The sequence below is a fragment of the Kitasatospora sp. NPDC059812 genome, assembly GCF_042732075.1.
Classification (GTDB): Bacteria; Actinomycetota; Actinomycetes; order Streptomycetales; family Streptomycetaceae; genus Kitasatospora.
The window spans coordinates 36,838-59,767 of sequence record NZ_JBHWIO010000025.1 but is presented as its reverse complement, the minus strand read 5'-3'; the positions used below and the strand labels follow the sequence as shown (position 1 = coordinate 59,767).

5 protein-coding genes are annotated in these 22,930 nt (G+C 77.5%); all 5 read right to left on the bottom strand.

Annotated elements, in window-relative coordinates; genetic code table 11:
- Nucleotides 1-106: 106 nt before the first annotated feature.
- The 5 genes from ACFV6D_RS15450 to ACFV6D_RS15430 all read right to left on the bottom strand — a co-directional run bounded on the left by ACFV6D_RS15450 (nucleotide 107) and on the right by ACFV6D_RS15430 (nucleotide 22,929).
- Complete coding sequence (locus ACFV6D_RS15450) at nucleotides 107-3,274, bottom strand: amino acid adenylation domain-containing protein (protein ID WP_380560058.1); 3,168 nt, start codon at nucleotides 3,272-3,274, stop codon at nucleotides 107-109.
- Complete coding sequence (locus ACFV6D_RS15445) at nucleotides 3,271-8,805, bottom strand: SDR family NAD(P)-dependent oxidoreductase (protein ID WP_380560056.1); 5,535 nt, start codon at nucleotides 8,803-8,805, stop codon at nucleotides 3,271-3,273. Before ACFV6D_RS15445 ends, ACFV6D_RS15450 begins: the two co-directional genes overlap by 4 nt.
- Before the next feature lie 107 nt (nucleotides 8,806-8,912).
- A complete protein-coding gene (locus ACFV6D_RS15440) occupies nucleotides 8,913-17,600 on the bottom strand; it encodes an amino acid adenylation domain-containing protein (RefSeq protein WP_380560054.1) in 8,688 nt (2,895 codons plus the stop codon).
- Nucleotides 17,597-22,069, bottom strand: coding sequence for an SDR family NAD(P)-dependent oxidoreductase (locus tag ACFV6D_RS15435; RefSeq protein WP_380560052.1), 4,473 nt, complete (start codon nucleotides 22,067-22,069; stop codon nucleotides 17,597-17,599). The genes ACFV6D_RS15440 and ACFV6D_RS15435 overlap by 4 nt, the downstream gene beginning before the upstream one ends.
- A 122-nt stretch (nucleotides 22,070-22,191) precedes the next feature.
- Nucleotides 22,192-22,929 carry an aspartyl/asparaginyl beta-hydroxylase domain-containing protein gene (locus tag ACFV6D_RS15430; RefSeq protein ID WP_380560050.1) on the bottom strand — a complete coding sequence of 246 codons (738 nt, stop codon included), beginning with the start codon at nucleotides 22,927-22,929 and terminating at the stop codon, nucleotides 22,192-22,194.
- Nucleotide 22,930 lies beyond the last annotated feature (1 nt).

The window sequence follows — 22,930 nt, the reverse complement described above, 5'->3', positions numbered from 1 at the left end:
TGCCCACCAGGGGGGCCCTCTCGCCCCCGGGGGGGGGGGGGCCCCCGGGGGGGGGGGGGGGGGGGGGGGCGGGGGGGGGGGGGGCCGGCGGGCCCCGCCGGTTGGTTCACTGGTCGGCGTCGGCCAAGGCGTCGGAGCCCGAAGCGTCGGCGTCGGCGGCCAGGGCCGGGCCGATGGCCGCGGTGAGGTCGCGGACCGTGGAGGAGTCGAAGAGCAGCTCGATGTCGAGCGAGCAGCCGAGTTCCGCCTCCAGCCGGGAGACCAGTCGCAGGGCGCGCAGCGAGTCGCCGCCCAGCTCGAAGAAGTCGTCGTCCAAACCGACCTCGGGCAGGGCCAGGACCTCGCGGAACAGCCGGGCCACCAGCGCCTCGTGGTCCGCCGTGCCGCTCGGCCCGCCGCTCGGCGCGGCCTCGTCGGCGAACCCGGCCGGGGTGGGTAGGGCGAGCAGGTCGGTCTTGCCGGCCGGGGTGAGCGGCAGTTCGGCGAGGACGGTGACCGCCTCGGGGACCATGTACGAGGGCAGCGAGCGCCGCAGCCCGGCCTGGACGCCGGGGGCGTCGAGCGGGGCGCCCCGGTCGGCGGGCACCACCCAGGCGACCAGGCGGCCCTCCCGGACGGCGACCGCGGCGGCCGCCACCTCGGGCAGGGCCAGCAGGACCTGCTCGATCTCGCCGGGCTCGATCCGGTAGCCGCGCAGCTTGAGCTGGCGGTCCATCCGGCCGAGCAGCTCGATCCGGCCGTCGGGCAGGCGGCGGGCGTGGTCGCCGGTGCGGTACATCCGGCCGCCCGTGAACGGGTCGGTGACGAACCGCTCGGCCGTCAGCTCGGGCCGCTGCCAGTAGCCCTGGGCGACGCCGTCGCCGCCGATGCACAGCTCGCCGACGCAGCCGACCGGCAGCAGTTCGCCGTCCACGGTGTCCAGCACGTGCAGCACGGTGTTGGCGATCGGGCGGCCGACGGTGACCCGGGTGGTGTCGGCGGTGATCCGCTCGACGCTGGAGTAGACGGTGGTCTCGGTCGGCCCGTACATGTTCCACACCGACTCGCCGCGCTCGGCCAGTGGCGCCGCCAGGTCCGCGGGGAAGGCCTCGCCGCAGCTGTAGAGCCGGGGCCGGCCGGCGCCCTGCCAGTCGGAGTCGAGCAGCGCCCGGTAGCGGGACGGGGTGGCCTGGAGCGCGGTGATGCCGTGCTCGACGCTGTAGCGGTCGAGTTCGCGGCCGCTCAGCCCGAGCGCCTGGCCGCCCACGTGCACCGTCGCGCCGACGGCGAGCGGCACCAGCAGCTCGGCCAGCGAGGTGTCGAAGCTGAGCGTGGTGAGGGCGAGGAAGCGGGTGTCGCCGTCGAGGCCGGGGTGGCGGCGGGCCAGGCTGTCCACCAGGTTCGCCAGCGCCCGGTGGCCGACGGCGACGCCCTTGGGGCGGCCGGTGGAGCCGGAGGTGAACATCAGGTAGGCGAGGCCGTCCGGGGCGGCGCCCGGCAGGTCTGCGGAGGTCTCCTGGAGCGTCAGGTCGGCGGCGGCCAGGTCGGCGGCGGCCAGGTCGACGGCGGCGCCGTCCCAGCCGGCCAGCGCGGGCGCGCCGGTCGCGTCGGTGAGCACCACGGCCGGGGCCGCGTCCGCCAGGACGAGGCCGATCCGCTCCACCGGGTGGGCCGGGTCGAGCGGGACGAACGCGGCCCCGGCCCGGGCGACGGCCAGCATCGCGGTCACCAGGTCGGCGCTGCGGCCCAGGCAGACGCCCACCCGGTCGCCGGCGCGCACGCCGCGCGCGGCCAGCTGCCGGGCCAGGGCGTTGGCCCGCCGGTCGAGCTCGCGGTAGCTGTACCGGGTCTGCTGGTCGACCACCGCCGGGTGGTCCGGGCGGCTGCGGACCGCGTCGTCGATCAGCCCGGACAGCAGGGCCGCCGGCTCGGCGCGGTCGATCTCGCTGCCGTTCCAGGTGTCGAGCTGGCGGGCGCGGGCCGCTTCAGGGACGGCGAGCAGCTCGCGGACCGGGCGGCCGGGCTGCGCGGCGATGCGGGTCAGCACCGCGACGACGTGGTCGAGCAGCGCGGCGGTCTCCTCCGGGGTGATCCGCCCGGCGTCCACCACCGCCTGGAGCTGCATCTCGGCGGCGGCCCGCACGACCAGGGTGACCGGGTAGTTGGTCCGGGTCTCGTAGCGGACGTCGCTGACCGTGACGGCGCCGTGGGAGAGCACCGCCTCGGTGCGGTCCGGGTAGTTCTCGACCACCACGACGGTGTCGAACAGCGGCACGCCGGGCGCGGTCTCGGCCCAGCGCTGGATGTCGGTCAGCGGGGTGTGCTGGTGGTCCAGCAGCGGGTGGCGGGTCGTGGCGTGGCGGGCGAGCCACTCGTCGCCGGGCAGCTCCCGGTCGATCCGCACCCGCACCGGGACGGTGTTGATGAACATCCCGAGCATCTGGTCCGCCCGGTCCAGGTCGACGGGGCGGCCCGAGACGGTCACGCCGACCACCACGTCGTCGCGGCCGGAGCAGCGCGCGACCGTCCCCGCCCAGGCGGCCTCGACCAGGCTGCTGAGCGTGGTGGCCTTGCCGGCGGCCAGCCGCCGCAGCGCGGTGACGGTCTCGGCGGGCAGCTCGGCCCGCACCGTGCGGAAGTCGCCGGACGGCTTGGCGCCCGGGCGCACGCCCGGCAGGCTCAGCGTCGCCGGCTCGCGGTAGCCCGCCAGGTAGCCGGTCCAGAACGCGCGGTCGCGCTCGGCCTCCTGACGGCCCAGCCAGGCGATGTACTCGCGGAAGGCGGGCGGCGCGGGCGCCTCGGCGGCGTCACCGGAGAGTCCGGCGGTGACCTCGGCCAGCAGCAGCGCGGCGGACCAGCCGTCCAGCAGCAGGTGGTGGTACGTCCACACCACCAGGTGCTCGTCGGGCAGGCGCAGTACCAGCAGCCGCATCAGCGGCGGCCGGGCCAGGTCGAAGCGCTCGCGGGCGCGCTGCTCCAGCTCCTCGGCGACGGCGCGCTCCCGGGCCGGCTCGTCCAGCCCGGACAGGTCGCGGAACTCGATCGGCAGGTCCGCCTTGGGCAGCACCACCTGGTGCGGGGTGCGGATCCGCTCGCGGACGAAGGCCGTGCGCAGCACCGGGTGCCGGGCGATCGCCCGCTGCCAGGCGGCTCCCAGCTCGGCCAGGTCCAGTTCGCCGCGCACCCGGAAGGTGGTCAGCTCGACGTACAGGCCGTGCTCGGGGGAGGTGGTGCTGTGGAAGAGCATCCCCTCCTGGGTCGGCGAGAGCGGGTAGATGTCCTCGATGTCGTTCACTTGGTGTCCTCTCCTGACCGGAACAGGGCGAATACCCGGGCCAGGTCGTCTGCGCTGAGGTCCGCGTCCGAGAACGCCTCGCCCGACCCCTTCGCGGGGGCCGGATCGGGCTCGGTGGGAGCGGTGGGCGGGGCGGGGGTGTCGGACGCCGGTTCGGCGGCGGGCGTGTGGTCCGCGCGCAGCCGGGCGGCGAGCTGTCCGACGGTGGGGTGGGCGAAGAGGTCGCCGGGGGAGACGGTCAGGCCCTGCCGCTGGAGTTCGGCGGTGATCTGGACGATCAGCAGGGAGTCGCCGCCGAGTTCGAAGATGCTGTCCTCGGGGCCGATCCGGGGGACGCCGAGCAGCCGGGACCAGACCGCGGAGATCTGCTCCTCCAGCCCCTCGGGGCCGGTCGCCGGGGCGGCCTGCGGCGCGGAGGGTGCGGCCTGCGATGCGGACGGGACGGGCGCGGCCGGCCCGGTCGCGCGGGGGCTGACCAGCACGTGCGGGAGGTGACGGTTGGCCAGGATCCGGTCGAAGGCCAGCAGGCCCTCCCGGGTCGGGATGCCGCCCTGCGTGTCCGGGCCGGGGGCGTCCAGGCCAGGAGCGTTCGGGCCGGGGGCGGCCGGGGCCGGGCGCAGCACGAAGCCCTCGACGAGCACGGCCGCAGTGCCGTCCGGCCCGGCGACGACCACGTCGACGACCAGCGTGTCGCCCGCCCCGGCGTCACCGGAGCGGCGGTCGACCCGCACCACGGCCTCGGGGCCGAGCGGGCCGAGCACCACCAGGCGGCGGTAGGCGACCGGCAGGTGGCTGCCGGTGCGGGCGGTGACGGCGCCGGTGGCGGTGTCCAGCAGCGCGGGGTGCAGCGGGTGCGCGGCCAGGTCGCCGTGGAACGCCTCGGGCAGGCGCAGCCGCAGCATCGCCTCGCCGCGCCCGTCCTCGCGGACCTCGGTGACGCTCTCCCAGCGCGGCCCGGTGCGCAGGCCGCTGGCGCCGCCGGGCCGCTCCCCGGCGGCGGAGGGCACCGCGACCTGCGGCACCGGGGCGCAGCGGGCCGCGAGGCCGTCGAGGTCCAGGCGCTCGGGGGAGTCGCCCCCGTACGGCGCGATCCGGCCCTGGGCGTGCGGCCTGGACGGCACGGCGCTGGAGCGCACCTCCCACAGGTGCCCGCCGTCGGGCGCCGGACGCAGCCGCAGGGTGACCTCGGGCGGGGCGTCGGCGGGCATCCGCAGCGGGTGGGTGAAGACCGCGTCCAGCTCGACCGGCCCGTCCCCGACCGTCAACCGGTGGCCGGCGACGGCGAGTTCGAGCAGCGCGGTGCCGGGCAGGACGGGGACGTCGCCGATCCGGTGCTCCTCGGCCGGCCAGACGCTCTGCTCGGTGCGGCGCAGCCGCAGCTCCACCGTCCCGTCCGGCTCCGCCCGGCGGGCGTCGAACAGGGCGTGGTCGAGCACCTCGCCGCCGTCGAGCCAGTCGCGCAGGCCGGACCGCAGCGCCATGCCGGTCTGCGACCAGCGGTCCCAGCCGATCGACACGGCGGCCCGGGTGCCGGCGGCGAAGCTGTCCAGGAAGGCGTTGGCGCCGGTGTAGTCGGCCTGGCCGACCGCGCCGGTGAGCGCCAGCACCGAGGAGCAGAGCACCAGCACCGGCCGGTCCACGGCCGTCAGCCGCTCCAGCAGGACGGTGCCGAGCACCTTGGGGGCGAGCACCCGCGCCATCTCCCCGGCGCTGCGCAGCGCGGTGACGCCGCCGCCGGGCACCCCGGCGGCGTGGACCACCCCGGCGATCGGGCCGTACGCGGCCCGGACCCGGTCGAGCGCGGCGCCGAGCGCGGCCTCGTCGGTGACGTCCGCCTGGACGAGGCAGAGCCGGGCGCCGTGCGCGGTCAGTCCGGCGAGGGCCTCGGCCAGCTCCGGCGGGCAGCTCGCGGCGGGCGCCGCGCCCTCGGGGCGCAGGCTCCGCCAGCCGGCGCCGTCGGGGACGGCACGGCGGGTGAGCAGGACGAGCGTCCGGTCGCCGTCCTCGGCGAGGTGGCCGGCCACGGCCAGACCGATCCCGCCCAGGCCGCCGGTGACCAGCCACACGCCGGACGGCGCGGCGGGCTGCGGCCCGGCCGGGTCGGTGAGGACGGGCCGCTCCGGGGCCGGCACCAGGTGCGCCCGGCCGCGGACGGCGGTCAGCGGCGCCGCGGTGTGTCCGGCGCGCAGCTGCGCCACCACGGTCTGCGCCGCCAGGGCCAGTTCCTCGGGCTCCCGGGTCGGGCAGTCCAGGTCGAGGGCCTGGACGGTGACGCCGGGCAGCTCCTGCGGCAGCACCCGCACCGCGCCCAGCCCGGCGGCGGCCTGCGGGGTGCGGGCGGGCTGCCCGTGCACCCCGTGGGCGGCGTCGGTGACCAGCAGCATCCGCAGCGGCCGGCCGGGGAACGCCTCGCCCAGGGCCCGGGCCAGCTGGACCGGGACGGTGAGGGCGCGCAGCGCGCCGTCGGCCGCCTCGCCCGGGGTGGCCCGGTGCAGCGGCGGGGTGTCCAGGGCCCAGCAGGAGAGGACGGCGTCCGGTGCGGTGCCGCGCGCGGCCAGGGCGGCGGCCAGCGCGGGGAAGGCGGCGGGGTCGTCGGCGTCGAGCGTGAAGGGGGCGTCGAGCGTGAGCCCGGTGGGCGCCCCGGCGCGGGCGCGGACCAGGCTGACCTGGGCGCCGGCGGCGGCGAGCTCTCCGGCGACGGCCTCGGCGAGGCCGGACTCGTCGGCGAGCAGGAGCACCGACGACGGGAGCGGGCCGGTGCCGGACGGCGGCAGCGCCTGCGTCCAGGACACGACGTGCAGCCAGTCGTCCACGCCGCTCGCACCGTCGGAAACCTGCGCGGAGGCGGCGGGGCTTTGGAGGGTGGTGGCGGTGGGCTCGGCGGCGGCGGGCTCGAACCAGTGCCGGGTGGGCTCGAACGGGTAGCCCGGCAGCGAGACGTGCCGGCGCCCGGCCCGCTCGCCGAGGGCGGACCAGTCGACCTCGGCGCCCCGCTCCCACAGCCGGGCCAGCGCGGTGAGCCGGGCCGGCGGCTGGTCCGGGGCGGGCGCGGCGCCGCCGAGGGTGGGCAGCGCGGGGCGCCCGGCGCCCAGGGTCCGTACGGCGAAGCCGCTCAGGCCCCGGCCGGGGCCGAGCTCCAGCAGCGGGCCGTCGCCCGGCAGCGCGGCGAGCGCGTCGGCGAAGCGGACGGTGTGCCGCAGCTGGCGCGCCCAGTACTGCGGCGACGCGGCCTCCTCGGCGGTGAGCTCACGCCCGGTCAGGCCGGAAATGAGCGGCACGGCGGGCGCCTGGACGGGCACGGTGGCGACCAGCCGGGCGAACTCCTCCAGCAGCGGTTCGGCGTCCCGGGAGTGGAAGGCGTGCCGCACGGCCAGCTGCCGGGCGGCCACGCCGCGCGCGGCCAGCCGCTCGGCGAGCCGGGCCACCGCCTCGGGGGCGCCGGCCACCACGCAGCGGTCGGGCGCGTTGACGGCGGCCAGCTCCGGCCCAGCCGGGTCGTCCAGCAGGGCGCGCAGCTCCGGCTCGGGCAGCGGGACGCTGAGCATCGCGCCGGGCGCCATGGTGCCCATCAGCCGGCCGCGTTCGGCCACCAGCCGGGCGGCGCCGGGCAGGTCGAAGACCCCGGCGGCGCAGGCGGCCGCGAACTCGCCGACGCTGTGCCCGGCGACTGCGACCGGCCGGATGCCGAGCCCCGTCCACCACGCGGTGAGCGCGTACTCCACCGCGAACAGGGCCGGCTGGGCGGTCTCGGTCCGGTCGAACAGGTCCGGGTGGGCCGGGTCGAGCAGCAGCTCGCGCAGCGGCGCCGTGGTCCACGGCCGCAGGGCGTCCAGGCAGCGGTCGAGCGCGGCGCGGAAGAGCGGCTCGGCGCGGTACGGCTCGGCCGCCATGCCGGGGTGGCCGGCCCCCTGCCCGGGGTAGAGGAAGGCGACCTTCTGACCGGTCGCGACGGCCTGGACGGCCCGGGCGGCGGGGGACGCCTCGCCCGAACGACCGGTCAGGACGGCGCGCCGCCAAGGGTGCTGGCGCCGCCTGGTCTGGAGGGTGAACGCGGCATCGCCCGCGTCGGGCGCGCCGGGGCCGGCCAGCGCCGTGCCGATCCGCTCGGCGGCCCGGTCGAGCGCCCGCTCGCTGCGGGCGGACAGCGGCAGCAGCTCCCACTGCGCGGGCTCGGCGGCGGGCACAGCGGGCACGGCGGGCAGCGGCGGGGCGTCCTGGAGGATCAGGTGGGCGTTGGTGCCGCCGATGCCGAAGGAGCTGACGCCCGCGATCCGGGCGCCGTCGCGGCCGGACCACGGCTCGGCCTCGGTCAGCACCCGGAACAGGCCCGGGGCCAGCTCGGGGCTGGGGCTCTCGAAGTGCACGGTCGGCAGCAGCGTGCGGTGCTGGAGCGCGAGCACCGTCTTGATCAGCCCGGCCATCCCGGCGCAGGTGTCCAGGTGGCCGACGTTCGACTTGACCGCGCCGAGCACCCGGCGGGAGTCCGGGGCGTCCGCGAACACCCGCCCCAGCGCGGCGAGTTCGATCCGGTCGCCGAGTGCGGTGCCGGTGCCGTGCGCCTCGATGCAGGAGACCTCGCCGGGCGTGACCCCGGCCACGGACTGGGCCGCCGAGACGACCCGGACCTGTCCGTCCAGGCTCGGCGCGGTGAAGCCGACCTTGCGGTTCCCGTCGTTGTTGACCGCCGAGCCGAGCAGCACGGCCCGCACGGTGTCGCCGTCGGCGACCGCGTCGGCCAGCCGCTTCAGCACCACCACGCCGACGCCGCTGCCGAAGACCGTGCCGGTCGCGTCGGCGTCGAAGGGGCGGCAGTGCCCGTCGGCGGAGAGGATCCCGCCCTCGGCGTGCAGGTAGCCGAGCCCCTGGCCGATCCCGGCGGAGACGGCGCCGGCCAGCGCCACGTCGCACTCGCCGCTGAGCAGCGCCTCGGCGGCCAGGTGGACCGCGAGCAGGGCGGAGGAGCAGGCGCTCTGCACGCTCAGGCTCGGGCCGGTCAGGCCCAGCCGGTAGGAGGTCTGGGTGGCGAGGTAGTCCTTGTCCCCGGCGGCCAGCCACTGGACGTCGGCCCGGTCGGCCAGGTGGGCCGCGTTGGGCAGCAGGTGGTGCGTCAGGTAGGAGTTGAAGCCGGCCGAGGCGTAGACGCCCACGCCGCCCTCGACGCCGTCGGTCAGCTGCCCGGCGTCCTCCAGCGCGGTGACCGCGCACTGCAGGAACAGCCGGTGCTGGGGGTCCATCAGCTCGGCGTCGCGGGGCGGGATGCCGAAGTACTCGGCGTCGAACTCCGCGAGGCCCTCCAGCACGCCGCCCGCCCCGACGAACCGGGGGTCGGCCAGCCGTTCGGCGGGGACGCCCAGGGCCGCCAGCTCCTCGGCGCTCCGGAAGGTGACGCTCTCGCGGCCCGCGACCAGGTTGGCCCAGAAGGCCCCGGCGTCGGGAGCTCCGGGGAACCGGCAGGCGAGGCCGGTCACGGCGATCGCGTCCGGCAGGTCCGGCGGTGCGGCGGCCGGGCCCCCGGGGGCGTGGGTGGTCATCGGGCTTTCTCCTCATGGGTGGTGATGCGACGCGGCTCGCGGGGGTGCGGGGGGGGGCCCCCCCCCCCCGGGGGGGGGGGGGGGCGCCCCCCCCCCGGCCGTCGGGGTCAGCCGGTCGGGCCGGTGCCGGAGCCGCCTCGGCGGGCGGCGCGGCGCCGTTCGTGGTGCTGTCGGCGGTCGCCGCCGGCGGGCTGTGCGGTGTCGGATGAAGCGGTGTCCGATGCAGCGGTGTCGGATGCAGCGGTGCCGGGCGCGGGCTCGGGTGCCGCTGGTGCAGCCGGTACCGCCTGTGGCGCCGGGGCGGCGGCCGGCCGGTCCAGCAGCTCGGCCAGGTGACGGATGGTCGGCCGGTCGAACATCTCGACCACCGAGAGCTCCTGCCCGAAGTCCTCGGCGATCCGCCGCTGGACCCGGACCAGGTGGATGGAGTTGGCACCGGCCTCGAAGAAGTTGGTGTCGACGCCGACCTCCGCCCCGTCCATCACCTCCCGCCACAGCTCCGTGAGCCGCTCCATCGCGCCGAGCGCGCCCGGCCAGTGCGCGGCGGGTCGCGCTGCCGGGGCCACCGGTGCCGCCGGGGCCGCCGCGAGGGCGGGGGCGACGGCGACGGCGGAGACGGCGGAGACGACGGCGGGGGCGGGCACCGCGGCGCCCAGCCGGGCGAGCGCCGCCCGGTCGACCTTGCCGTTGGCGGACAGCGGCAGCGCCTCGACCGCCCGCACCCGCTGCGGAACCATGTAGCCGGGCAGCCGCTCGGCGAGCGCGTCGCGCAGCGCGGCCGTCCAGTCGGTGCCGGAGTCGGGCTCGTCGGCGGCCGCGTTCAGCGGCCGGCCGCCGACGAGCGTGTGCAGCACGCGCTGGCCGTCCTCCAGCCGCAGCGCCTCGCGCAGCGGCTCCGGGAAGACGTCGCCGATCGGGCAGAGCGCCACCGCGCAGTCGGCGGCGCGGTGGCGCAGCAGCTGCGCCATCGCCCCGGCCTCCAACAGGCAGAAGCGGTCGGCGAGTTCGCCGTACACCGGGGCGATCGCGGCGGTCCGGGAGACCAGGAAGACGGCGAAGCCGGCCTGGTCGAGCAGCGGCCCGTTGGCCTCGCTGTAGAGCGCCCGGTCCAGGGCCCGGGCCGAGCCCGGTGCGCCGTCGAGGGCGACCAGCGCCGGCCCGGCCGGGTCGACGTAGTAGGTGCCGGCCGGCAGGCCCGCCACCTTGCCGGGGGCGACGGCCAGGTAGGTCTGCACCGGGTACAGGCCGCCGGCCGAGCCGTAGGCGTACCGGGGCACGCCGTCCTCGTCCTGGCGGGCGAGCACGGTCAGCAGCGCGTGCAGGTCGGCCAGCCGCACGGGGGCGTCGGCGAAACCGGTGGCGGCGCCGCGCAGGGCGGCGGCCCGGCGCAGGTCCAGGGTGTCGGTCGGCAGGGCGAAGGGCAGGACCTCGCGGCCCGCCAGGTCGGCGCGGCGGCCGGGCTGGCGCAGGCGCGCCTCCAGCCGGCGGACCCGCTCGGCGTCCAGGGCAGGGGCCACCGCGGGAGCGGCGGCAGGCTGCGGGCGGGCGGCCTCGCGGACCACGAAGGCCGCGAGCCGGGCGCCGAGCCCGTTGCCCTCGACCAGCGCCGCCGCCTCCCGGACGCCGTCCATCCGGACCAGCGCCGACTCGATCTCGCCCAGCTCGATGCGCATGCCGCGCACCTTGACCTGGCAGTCCTCCCGGCCGAGGAACTCCAGCTCGCCGTCGGGCAGCAGCCGGGCCAGGTCGCCGGTGCGGTACAGGCGCTCCCCGGTGACCGGGTGGGTCGGGAACGCCCGGGCGGTGAGCTCGGGCGCGTTGCGGTACCCGACGGCCAGGCCCACGCCGGTGATGAACAGGGCGCCGGCGACGCCGACCGGGCGCGGCCGGAAGGCCTCGTCCAGGACGACCATGCCCTGGTTCCGCATCGGCCGCCCGTACGGGATGCTCGGGCGGCCCGGCTCGACCGCGCCGATCGGGTGCAGCACGGACCAGATCGACGCCTCGGTGGCGCCGCCCAGGCTGATCACCTCGGCCTTGGGCGACAGCGCGCGGACGTGGTCGGGCATGCCGACGGGGATCCAGTCGCCGCTGAGCATGACCAGGCGCAGCGACTCCAGGTCGGCGGCCGGGTTGCCGCCGGCGTACGCGAGCAGCATCTCCATCAGCGCGGGGACGGAGTTCCAGACGGTGACGCCGTGCTCGGCGACCAGCCGGGACCAGCGGGCGGGGTCGCGCTCCTCCCCGGGCCCGACGAGCACCAGCGCGGCGCCGGCGCCGAGGGTGCCGAACAGGTCGTAGACCGAGAGGTCGAAGCCGAGCGAGGAGAGGCCGAGGACGCGGTCGGCGGGGCCGACCCGGAAGCGGTCGTTGACGTCCACCACGGTGTTGAGCGCGCCGCGGTGGTCGATCATCACGCCCTTGGGGTCACCGGTGGAGCCCGAGGTGTAGATGACGTACGCGAGGTCCGCCGGGGTGGTGGGCACCGGGGCCGGCTCGGTGTCGGCCGGGGTGGCCAGCGCCTGGTCGAAGCCCAGCAGGGTGACCCCGGCGGGCACCGCGCCGTCCGCGTCCCAGGACTCCCGGGCGAGCAGCGCGGTGGCGCCGGCGTGTTCGAGCGAGCGGGCGACGCGGGCGGCCGGCAGGCCGGCGTCCAGCGGCAGGTAGGCGCCGCCGGCCCGGATCACGCCGATCGCGGCCGCGACCTGCTCCCAGCCCCGGTCGGCGCGCACGCCGACCAGGTCGCCGGGGCCGACGCCGGCGCCGCGCAGCGCGTGGGCCACGGCGGCGGAGGCGCGCTCCAGCTCGCCGTAGGTCACGGTGCCGGTGGCGGAGACCACGGCGGTCCGCCCGGGGGCGGTGCGCGCCTGGGCGAGGAACGGCTCGTGCAGCAGCCCGTCGGGCCGCGGGCCGTCCGTGGCGTTGAGCGCGCGGTAGGCCTCGGCGTGGGCGGCGGGCAGGGCGGCCAGGTACGGGTCCGTCCAGGCGTCGGGCCGCTCGGCGAGGGCGGTGAGCAGGCCGGTGTAGGCCTCGAACATCGCGTCGAGCAGGCCCTCGGGGAAGAGCTCCTCGACGGCGTCCCAGGTCAGCCGCAGCCGGCCCTCGTCCTCGGAGATCTGGTGGTCCAGCCAGACCTGGGGGGTCTGGGTGATGGTGTGGGCGACCTTGGCGCCGAGTTCCCGCAGGACCCGGCTGCCGCCGACCTCGCCGGCGCCGAGCTCGCTGGTGAAGACGACCGGCATGGCGGCGTCGGCCACCCCGCGCTGGCGGGCCAGGTCGCCGCCGACCCGTACGCCGCTGACCAGCTGGTGGTCCAGGTCCTCCCAGAGCCGGTCCTGGAGCCGGCGGGCCCGGTCGGCGAAGGAGCCGGCCGTGGCGCCGTCCACCTCGAAGAGGCTGAGCGCGGTGAAGTCGCCGACCATGGCGGCCAGGTCGGGGTGCTCGCCGACGCGGTTGAACAGGGTCAGGTTGAGGGTGAAGCGGTCGGCCGCCGCCCAGGTGCCGAGCACGGTGGCGTAGGCGGCCAGGGCGAGCGCCGAGGGCGTGACCCGGCCGGCGGCGGCGCGGCTCTTCAGCCGCTCCCACAGCTCGGCGGGCAGGTGCGCCTCGCGGCGGTGGAACCTGGTCTGCGTCAGCTCCTCGGGGCGCCGCGCCAGCGGCAGCGCGGGGGCGGGCGGCAGGGTCTCCAGGCGGCCGTGCCAGTAGTCGAGGTCGCGCTGCAGCGCGGGGCCCTCGCGGCGGGTCTGCTCGGCCAGCACGTAGTCGCGGAACGAGAGCTCCATCGGGCGCGGGTCGAGCGAGCCCTGGTAGATCGCCAGCAGCTCGCGCAGCAGGATCTGCACGCTGCCGCCGTCGGCGATCAGGGTGTCGATGCTCAGGTGCAGCCGGGCGTCGGTGCCCTCGGTCCGGCTGGCGTGCAGCTCGAACAGCGGCCAGGTGTCGGCGGGCAGCACCTGGTGCGACATCCGGGCGCGGGTCCCGGCGAGGGCGTCGGCCCGCTCGGGCTCCGGCAGCCCGCGCAGGTCCTCGACGGCCAGCTGGTACGCGGGCACCTCGGGCAGGATGCGCTGGGTGCCGTCCTCGGCGAAGACCAGGCGCAGCGCGTCGTGCCGCCGCACCAGGGCCTGCCAGGCGTCCTGGAGGCGCTGCGGGTCGACGTCGGCGACATCCACTTCGAGGTAGAGGTGGCAGGCGACGTCGCCGCCGACGGCGCCGCTGCGGCCGATCCAGTACGCGCGCTGCACGTCCGTCAGCGGGAAGGGCTCGTGGCGGCGGGCCTGGTCGGGCAGCAGCTCGACCGGTTCGGCGGGCGCCGCGGTGGCCCCGCCGGCGCCCAGCGCGTCCACGGCCCGGGCGAGGGCGGCGACGGTCGGCGAGTCGAACAGGGTGCGCAGCGGCAGCTGGACGTCCAGGTCGCGGCGGATCCCGGCGACCATCCGGGCGGCCAGCAGGGAGTGGCCGCCGAGCTCGAAGAAGTCCTCCTCGGTGCCGACCTCGTCGAGCGTCAGGGCCTCGCGCCAGATCGCGGCGATCCGCTCCTCGGTCGGCGTGGCGGGCGCGGTGCGGTCGCGGCCGGCGGCGGGGACGGTCTCGGGGGCGGGCAGCGCCGCGCGGTCGACCTTGCCGTTGCTCGTGAGCGGCAGCGCGTCGAGCGGGATGAACCGGGACGGGATCAGGAAGCCCGGCAGCTGCCCGGCCAGGGCGGCCCGCAGCTCGGCCGGGGCGGGCGGCGCGGCCGGGTCCTCGGGCACCAGGTAGGCGGCCAGCGCGGCCCGGGCGGTGCCCAGGCCGTAGGCGGTGACCACGCACTGGCGGATGCCGGGCAGCGCGGTGAGCGCGGCCTCCACCTCGCCGGTCTCGATCCGGAAGCCGCGGATCTTGACCTGGTGGTCGTTGCGGGAGAGGTACTGGAGGCGGCCGTCGGGCAGGGTGCGGACGAGGTCGCCGGTGCGGTACAGCCGGGCGGCGGACTCACGGCTTGCCGTCTCGGGGCCGGTCGTCTCGGGGTCGGCGACGAAGCGTTCGTCGGTGAGTTGGGGCAGCCCGAGGTAGCCGGCCGTCACCCCGGCGCCGCCGATCAGGAGTTCGCCCGGCACGCCGACGGGCACGCGGCGCCCGTACGGGTCGAGGACGCGCACGGTGGTGCCGGCGATCGGGCCGCCGATGGTGACCAGGCCCTCGGCCGGGTCGACCTCGGCGGTGGTGGACCAGACGGTCGTCTCGGTCGGCCCGTACATGTTGCGGATCGGGCCGCCGAGGTGCTCGGCCAGCCGGCGCACCAGCTCGGCGTCGAGGGCCTCGCCGCCGAGCAGCAGCTGCCGCAGGCCGCGCAGGGCCTGCGGGTCGGCCTCGTCGAGCAGGGTGCGGGCCCGCGAGGGGGTGCACTGCAGGTGGGTGACGCCGTGGGCGCGCACCAGCGCCGTCAGCTCGGTGTCGGCCGCGACCGCGGGGGCGGCCGGGGCGGGGGCCGGTGCGGCGGCCGCGGTGCGGCGCAGCTCGGCCAGCCGGGGCAGGGCGGCCAGCGCGACGTCGGTGTCGACGCCGAAGTCGACCAGGCAGCCGATCTCGTCCACGCCGGCGGCGGCCAGTCGGTGCACCAGCGGCAGGCACTCCTCGGCGGTGCCGATCAGCGAGCCGTGGCCCAGGTAGCGGGCGCAGGCGTGGTCGAGCAGGGCCTCCTGGTCCTCCGCGGTGAAGTCGCTGCTGCGCACGTCCATGCCGAGGCTGCGGGCCAGGTTCTCGATCAGGCCGACCGAGCTGCGCAGGTAGTCGCGGAACGGCTGCCAGGCGTGCGCCCGGACGTCGGCGTCGTCGGCGCCGACGTAGCTGTGCAGCATCAGGGTCACGTGCGGGTCGCCCGGGTGGCCGGCCTCGTGCCAGGCCTCCCGGTAGAGGGCGATCTTCTCGCCGAGTTCCTCGACGCTCTGGCCCAGCAGGTGGGTCAGCAGCCGGGCGCCGACCCGGCCGGCCGTGCGGCAGGTCTCGGGGTTGCCCGAGGAGGTGAGCCAGTACGGCAGCTCGGCCTGGACGGGGCGGGGCAGCACCTGGACGTCGACGGTGCGGCCGCCGGGCCCCTCGAAGGGGAGCCGTTCGCCGCGCCACAGCCGGCGCACCTGCTCGATGCCGCTGACGGTGAGCGCCTGGCGGTCCTGGTAGGCGTCCTTGGCGAGGACGAAGTCGTCCGCGTGCCAGCCCGAGGCGAAGGAGAGCCCGACCCGGCCGCCGGACAGGTTGTCGACGACCGACCACTCCTCGGCGACCCGGACGGGGTGGTGCAGCGGCAGCACCACGCTGCCGGCCCGGATCCCGATCCGCTCGGTGGCCTGGGCGATCGCGGCGGCCAGCACCGAGGGGGCCGGGAAGGGCCCGCCGAAGGCGTGGAAGTGCCGCTCGGGCAGCCAGACGGCGGAGAAGCCGTTGGTGTCGGCGAAGCGGGCGCCGTCCAGCAGCAGCCGGTACTGGTCGGGGCCGGGTTCGGCGCCGGCGGTGTCGCTGGCGAAGTAGAAGAGGCTGAACTCGGGGACGGCCGGGGCGGCCGGGGCGTCCTGCGAGGCCGCGGCGTTCCGAGTGGAGGGGGCCGGGGCGGGGGCCGCCGCCGTGCCGGGGTCGGGGTTGACCACGACGCGGTGGCCCCGGCTGAGCGTCCAGAGCAGTTCCAGGACGGAGATGTCGAAGGAGACGCTGGTGACGGCCAGCCAGGTGGCGGGCTCCCCGTCGTCCGCCAGCACGCGGTCCATCGCCGCCAGGAAGGCGGTGAGGTTGCGGCGCAGCACGACGACGCCCTTGGGGCGGCCGGTCGAGCCGGAGGTGTGGATGACGTACGCGGGGGCGTCCGGGTCCACGGACACGGATACGGGTGCTGCTGCAGAGGACTCGGCCGGGGCGTCGAGGTCGAGCAGCGGGGCGCCGGCGGGCGCGGCGTCCCGGGTCGCGGCGTGTATCACGACCACGGCGGGCTCGGCGTCCTCGACCACGTGGCGCAGCCGGGCCGCCGGGTAGTCCGGGTCGAGCGGCAGGTAGGCGGCGCCGGCCCGGAGCACGGCGAGCATGGCGGCGGGCAGGTCGGTGCCGCGGCGCAGGCACAGGCCGACCCGGTCGCCTGGGCGCACCCCGACGGCCTGGAGCCGGGCGAGCAACTCGTCGACCCGGGCGTCCAGTCGGCCGAAGGTGAGGGCCAGCTCCGGGCGGCCGCCGGGCAGCACGGCCTCGGCGTCCGGGCGGGTGCGCACGGCCTCGGCGAAGGCCGTCACGACGTCCGGCGCGTCCTCGGGCAGCGCCGGGCCGTCGCCGGCCACGGCCAGCAGGGCCTGCTCGACGGGGGTGAGCGCGAGCAGGTCGGAGAGCCGCAGGCCGGGGTCGGCGGCGCCGCGGGCGAGCACCCGCTGGAGGGCCTCCGTCAGCGTGCGCACGGTGTCGTCGTCGAACAGGTCGCCGCTGAACTCGCAGACGCCTGCCGTGAGTTCGCCGTCGCGGGCGAGTTCCAGGCTCAGGTCGGTGCGACACAGGCCGTTGTCCAGCTCGACCAGTTCGACCGTGACGCCGGGCAGGGCGATGTCGGGGGCGGGGACGTTGCGGTAGCCGAACTGCACCTGGTAGAGCGGGGCGTGGCTGAGGTCGCGGTCCGGGCGCAGCTCGCGGACCAGGCGTTCGAAGGGCACCTGGGTGTGGGCCAGCGCGCCGAGCGAGGTCTCCCGCACCCGGTCGAGCAGTTCGCCGAAGGTCGGGTCGCCGGAGAGGTCCGAGCGCAGCACCAGGCTGTTGACGAACATGCCGACGAGTCCGGCGAGTTCGGGCCGGTCGCGGCCCGCGGTGGGCACGCCGACGACGACGTCCTGCTGGCCGGAGTGGCGCATCAGGACGGCCTGCCAGGCGGCCAGCGTGACCATGAACGGGGTGGCCCGGGCCGCCCGGGCCGCGGCCTCCACGGCCTCGGTGGTGGCGGCGTCCAGGGTGAAGTGCACCCGGCCGCCCCGGTGGCTGGGCACGGCCGGCCGGGGCCGGTCGGTGGTCAGCTCCAGGACGTGCGGGGCGCCCTCCAGCCGCTCGCGCCAGTAGCCGAGCGGCTCGGCCAGCGCGGTGTCGGTGAGCTCGCGGCGCTGCCACTGCGCCCAGTCGGCGTACTGCACGGCGAGCGGCTCGGGGGCCGGGCCGCCCTCGCGGAAGGCCCGGTAGCGGGCGCAGAGCTCCTCCACCAGCACCGCGCGGGACCAGGCGTCGCCGACCAGGTGGTGGTTGACCACGACCAGCAGGGCGCGCTCGGGCGCGGAGCGGATCAGCAGGGCGCGCAGCAGCGGGCCGTGCTCCAGGTCGAACGGCAGGGCCGCCTCCCGCTCGGCCAGCGCGCGCTCCTCGGCCTCGCTCCAGCCGGCTTCGCCGTCGGCCGGCTCGGCCACCCGCAGCACCGGGGCGGTGCGCTCCAGCACCCGCTGCACCGGGCCGTCCTGGCCGGCGGCGACGACGGTGCGCAGCGCCTCGTGCCGCTCCACCAGGCCGTCCAGTGCGGCCTCCAGCGCGGCGACGTCCAGCGGGCCGCTCAGGCGCAGGCCCACGTACTCGTTGAACACCCCGAGCCCGGGGGTGAGCTGCTCCAGGAACCAGAGCCGCTCCTGGCCGAAGGACAGCGGCGCCGGCAGCGCCGGGTCGCGCGGCGGCACGGCCGGGGCCGGGGCGGCGGGGCCGGCCGTGCCGGCCGGGGTGGTGCCTGCGCGGCCCCGGGCGCGCGCCTCGAAGGCGGCGCGCTGCTCGGGGGTGAGCCGGGCGAGGCGGTCCTCGCGGCGGCCTGCGGGGTTGGTCACTGGTTCTCCAGGTCGGCGAGGATGCGGTCTTCGATCTCGGTGGCGAGGTCGGCGACGCGGCCGCCCTCGAAGAAGACCCGGGCGGGGACGTCGACCTCGAACTCGGCCCGCAGCCGGGCCGCGATCTGGGCGGCCAGCAGCGAGTGGCCGCCGAGCTCCAGGAAGTCGTCGTCCACCCCGACCCGGTCGAGGCCGAGCAGTTCGGCGTAGATCTCGGCCAGGCGCTCCTCGGTCGGGGTGGCCGGGGCGGTGTACGGCGTGGCGAGCTCGGGGCGGGGCAGGGCCGCCGTCCGGGGGGCCTCGGCGGCCGGGGCGGCGGAGGTACGCAGCGTGCCGTCCGCGATCGCGGCGCCGGCCCGGGCCACCACGGCCCGTCCGGGCGGGCCCTCCAGCAGGGCGGCGAAGGCGCGGGCGCCCTGCTCGGGGGTGAGCGCGCCGGCCAGCATGTCGGCCTGGAAGGCGCGCAGGGCCTCGGGGACCTCGGCCCGGCTGGCCATGCCGACGCCGGCCCACATGTCCCAGTCGACGGCCACCGCGTGGCGCTCGCCGCGCGCGGCCTCGGCCTCCGCGACGGCGGCGAGGTAGGCGTTGGCGGCCGCGTAGTCGGCCTGGCCGTAGGTCGGGATCAGGGTGGCGAGCGAGGAGCAGAGCACCAGCACCTCGGCCTCCCCGGGCCGCAGCGCGGTGAGCAGGTGGCGCAGGCCGGCGGTCTTGGGGGCGAGGACCGTGCGCATGCTGTCGTCGGAGCGCAGCTCGACGGAGCCGCCGCCGGGCACGCCGGCCGCGTGGACGACGCCGTCGATCCGGCCGAAGGCCGCACGGGCCTGCTCCAGCGCCCGGTCCAGCGCTGGGGCGTCGGTGACGTCGGCCTGGACGGCCAGCACCTCGGCGCCGCTCTCGCGCACCGCGGCGAGCGCGGCCTCGTCGGCGGCGCCGCGGCCGAGCAGGACGAGCCGGGCGGCGCCGGCCCGGGCCAGGGCCCGGGCGAGGGTCAGGCCGATCCCGCCGAGGCCGCCGGTGAGCAGCCAGGTGCTGCCGGCCCGCACCCGGGCCGGGGCGGTCGGGACGGGGCGCTCGGCGGGCTCGACGGCGCGGGTGAGCAGGGCGCCCTCGCGCAGGGCGAGCAGCCGGGCCGGGCCGGTGAGCACGGCGCGCACCACCGCGTCGGCGGCGGCCTCGTCGAGCGGGGTGCCGACGGCGAGGTCGACCTGGGTGCAGCGCAGGTTGCGGTACTCCTCGCCGAGCACCTGGACCGGGCCGCTGAGCAGGGCGGCGGCGGGCCGGGGCTGCTCGCCGGGGGCGGCCGGGAAGGCCCCGGCGGTCACGACGCCGAGCCGGACCTCGTTCAGCACGCTCTCGGCGGACATCGCCCGGGCGAGGTGGACCAGGCCGAAGTAGCCGGCGGTCTCGTCCGGCGTCTCGTCCAGGCCCCAGGCGTACAGGACGGCGGTGGGCGTGCGGACCAGGCCGCGCAGGTCGGCCAGCAGCTTCGCGTACTGGGCCGGGTCGGCGGGGTCGAGCTCGTAGACGCCGCGGCGCACCCGGCGGTAGGCCGGGCCGGGCTGGACGGTGGTCACGATCTGGCCGCGCGCCGTCAGCAGCTCCACCAGGGGCTGGGCGGCGCCGGCCCGGTCCAGCAGGACCAGCCAGGTCTGGCGGCGGCCGGCCAGCGGGTCGTCCCCGGCGGCCTCGGCGAGCGGGCGCCAGTTGACGGTCGCGTGGACGGCGTCGAGGTCCGCGGCGGGCAGCGCGGTGGCGGGCGCCCGGCCGGGGACGGCGGGCTCGATCCAGTGCGGGAGCCGCTCGAAGGGGTAGCCGGGCAGGTCGGCGGGGCGGGCGTCGGCGTCGACGGGCTCCCAGTCGACGGCGGCGCCGTGCGCCCACAGGCTGCCGAGCGCGAGGACGGCGCTGCCGGGCTCGTCCTCGGCGCCGCGGCGCCCGCGGGTGGGCAGCGGCGGCAGGGCGAGCCGCGGCCCGGCGGTGCCCTCGGCGGCCGCGCGGGCCAGGTCGGTCAGCACGCTGCCGGGGCCGGTCTCCACCAGCACCATCCGCTCGTCGAGCGCCGCCAGGCGGTTCAACCCGTCGTGGAAGCGCACCGGGGAGAGCATCTGGCGCACCCAGTAGCCGGGGTCGGTGGCCTGCTCCGGGGTGATCCAGTCGCCGGTGAGGTTGGACAGGAACGGCACGGTGGGCTCGTGCAGCGTCACCTTGGCGAGCTCGGCCGCGAACTGCTCGGCGGCGGGCGCGCACAGGGCGCTGTGGAACGCCCGCTCCACCGGCAGGCGCAGGGCGCGCAGGCCCCGCTCGCCCAGCTCGGCGGCGGCCCGCTCGACGGCCTCGGCGGTGCCGGACAGCACCGAGGCGCCCGGTCCGTTGACGGCGGCGAGGTCCAGGCCGTGCGCGGCGGCGAGGTCGGCCGCGGCCGCCTCGTCCAGCGGGACGGCCAGCATCGCGCCGGGCGCGGTCTGCTCCATCAGCCGGCCGCGGGCGGCGACCAGGGCGAGCGCCTCGGGCAGGTCGAGGACGCCGGAGAGCAGCGCCGCGGTGTACTCGCCGAGGCTGTGGCCCAGCAGCGCCGCCGGGCGCACGCCCCAGTGCCGCCACAGCGCGGCCGTGGCGTGGCCGACCGCCAGGACGGCGGGCTGGGTGACGGAGCTGCGGCGCAGCAGGTCGGCGTCGCCGCCGCGCAGCAGCTCGACCAGGTCGAGGCCCAGGTGCGGGCGCAGCAGGTCGGCGGCCTCGTCCAGGGCGGCGCGGAACACCGGGTGTGCCCGGTGCAGGCCCAGGGCCATGCCCGGGTACTGCGCGCCCTGGCCGGGCAGCAGGAAGGCGACGGGGGCGGCGCCCTGCCCGGCGCGGGCCCGGACCGACTCCCGGCGGCCGGCGCCGCGCAGCGCGGCCACGGCGGCGGCGGTGTCGTCGGCGACCACGACGCGGCGCTGGACCAGCTGGCGCCGGCCGGTGCGCAGGGTGCGGGCGACGTCGGCCAGCGGGCGGTCCGGGTGGGCGGCGAGGTCGTCGGCGAGCCGCTCGGCGGCGGCGTCCAGCGCGGCGGCGGTGCGGGCCGACAGCGGCAGGGCGACGGGGACGGCGCCCGGTGCGGCGGCCTCGCGCGGGGCCGGCTCGGGGGCCTGCTCCAGGATCACGTGCGCGTTGGTGCCGCCGATGCCGAAGGCGCTGACGGCGGCCCGGCGCGGGCCGTCGGCGACCGGCCAGTCGGTGAGGCCGGCCGGGACGAAGAACGGGCTGTCGGCGAGGCCGAGTTCGGGGTTGACGGCCTCGGCGTGCAGGCTCGCGGGGATGCGGCCGCCGCGGACCGTCAGGATGGCCTTGATCAGGCCGGTGACGCCGGCGGCGGTGTCCAGGTGGCCGAGGTTGGACTTGACCGAGCCCAGGCCGCACCAGCCGGTGGCGGACCTGTCGTCGGCGTCCTGCTCGGCGCGGAAGGCGGCGGTGAGCGCCTCGACCTCGATCGGGTCGCCGATCGGGGTGCCGGTGCCGTGCGCCTCGACGTAGCCGATGCTGTCCGGGGCGACGCCCGCGACGGACAGCGCCTCGCGGATCACGGCGGTCTGGCCGGCGACCCCCGGGGCGGTGTAACCGGCCTTGTTCGCACCGTCGTTGTTGACGGCCGAGCCGAGGATGACGGCGTGCACCCGGTCGCCGTCGGCGAGCGCGTCGGCGAGGCGCTTGAGCACCACGACGCCCGCGCCGTTGCCGAAGACCGTGCCGGCCGCCTCGGCGCCGAAGGGCCGGCAGTGCCCGTCCGGGGACTCGATGCCGCCGGGCACCGGCAGGTAGCCGGAGCGGTGCGGCACGGTGACGGTGACGCCGCCGGCGAGCGCGAGGTCGCACTCCTCGGACAGCAGGCTCTGCACCGCGAGGTGCACGGCGACCAGCGAGGTCGAGCAGGCGGTCTGCACGCTGACCGCCGGGCCGCGCAGGTTGAGCTTGTACGCGGCGCGGGGGGCCAGCTGGTCGGGCTGGTTGCCCTGGAAGAGCATCGGCACGCCGAGGGAGTCCCGCAGGTCGGTGCGCGGCAGCAGGTTGTGGATCAGGTAGGTGCTCAGCAGCGACCCGGCGTAGACCGCGATCGGCCCGGGCGCCCGGTCGGGGTCGCAGCCGGCGTCCTCCAGCGCCTCCCACGCGCATTCGAGGAAGATCCGCTGCTGCGGGTCGATGACCGAGGCCTCCAGCGCGTTGTAGCCGAACAGCTGGGAGTCGAAGCCGGCGACGTCCGCCAGCACGCCCTTGGCGGCCACGTACCCGGGCCTGCCGGCCTCGCCGTCCGGCACCCCGGCGGCCCGCAGCTCCTCGGGGCCGAACCGGCTGATCGCCTCGGTGCCGGAGGCCAGCAGCTCCCACAGCGCGTCGACGGAATCGGCTCCGGGGAAGCGGCCCGCGAGGCCGACGACGGCGACCCGGCCGTCGGTCTCGGCCTCGTCGGGAATGACCGGCTGTGCGTTCAAGGTGTTCTCCGTGGGTGAGGTGGGCTCCGCGCGCGGCGGGGCGGGCAGGACCGGGTACGCGGCCGGGGCTCAGACCGCCATGGGGATCAGGGCTGCCGTGGGGATCAGGGCCGCCGGGCGGCTCAGACCGCCATGAGGTAGCGCTGGAAACGGGGCATCAGGAACTCCAGGGCCCGGACCTCGACGGGCGTCAGCTCCGGGTGCCAGACGTCCCAGAGCAGGACGGCGCGCTGCTGGGTGCCCTCGTTCCAGGCCTCGTGGATGAAGCTGTCGTCGAAGAGGATCACCTTGCCCTCCTCCCAGCCCCGCTCGTCGTCGCCGACCTTGATGGCGCAGCCGGGCGGCACGATCAGCGGCAGGTGCGCGGTCAGCAGCAGGTTCACGCCGCCGGTGTGCGGGGTGATGTGCACACCGGGGTTGAGGATGGTGAACATGCCGTCGCGCGGACCGTGCGGGCTCGCCGAGACGGCGGCGTGGGTCTCGGGGCAGCGCTCCAGGACCTCGTCCCGCCAGCTGCCGTTGCGGTACAGCTGGTAGGTGTCCCAGCCCTGCCAGCCGAGCTCCTTGGTGTACAGGTCCTCGTACGGGGCGAAGCGGGCCTGCTCGGCGCGCAGCTCCAGGAACTCGGCCTTGATCCGGTCGTACGCCTCCTCCAGCCGGGCCACCCAGGGCAGTTCGGCGGTGTCGTGCCAGGGCAGGGCGCTGATCCCGGGGAAGAACAGCCGGGTCGGCTCCTGGTCGTCGTGCAGGTACTCCGGGGCCTGCTCGCCGGTGAGGATGCGCAGGCACTCCTCGACCCGCTCCAGCCCCTCGGTGCCGAGGATGCCGTGCAGCTCCGTCATCACGCCCTGAACGTCCATG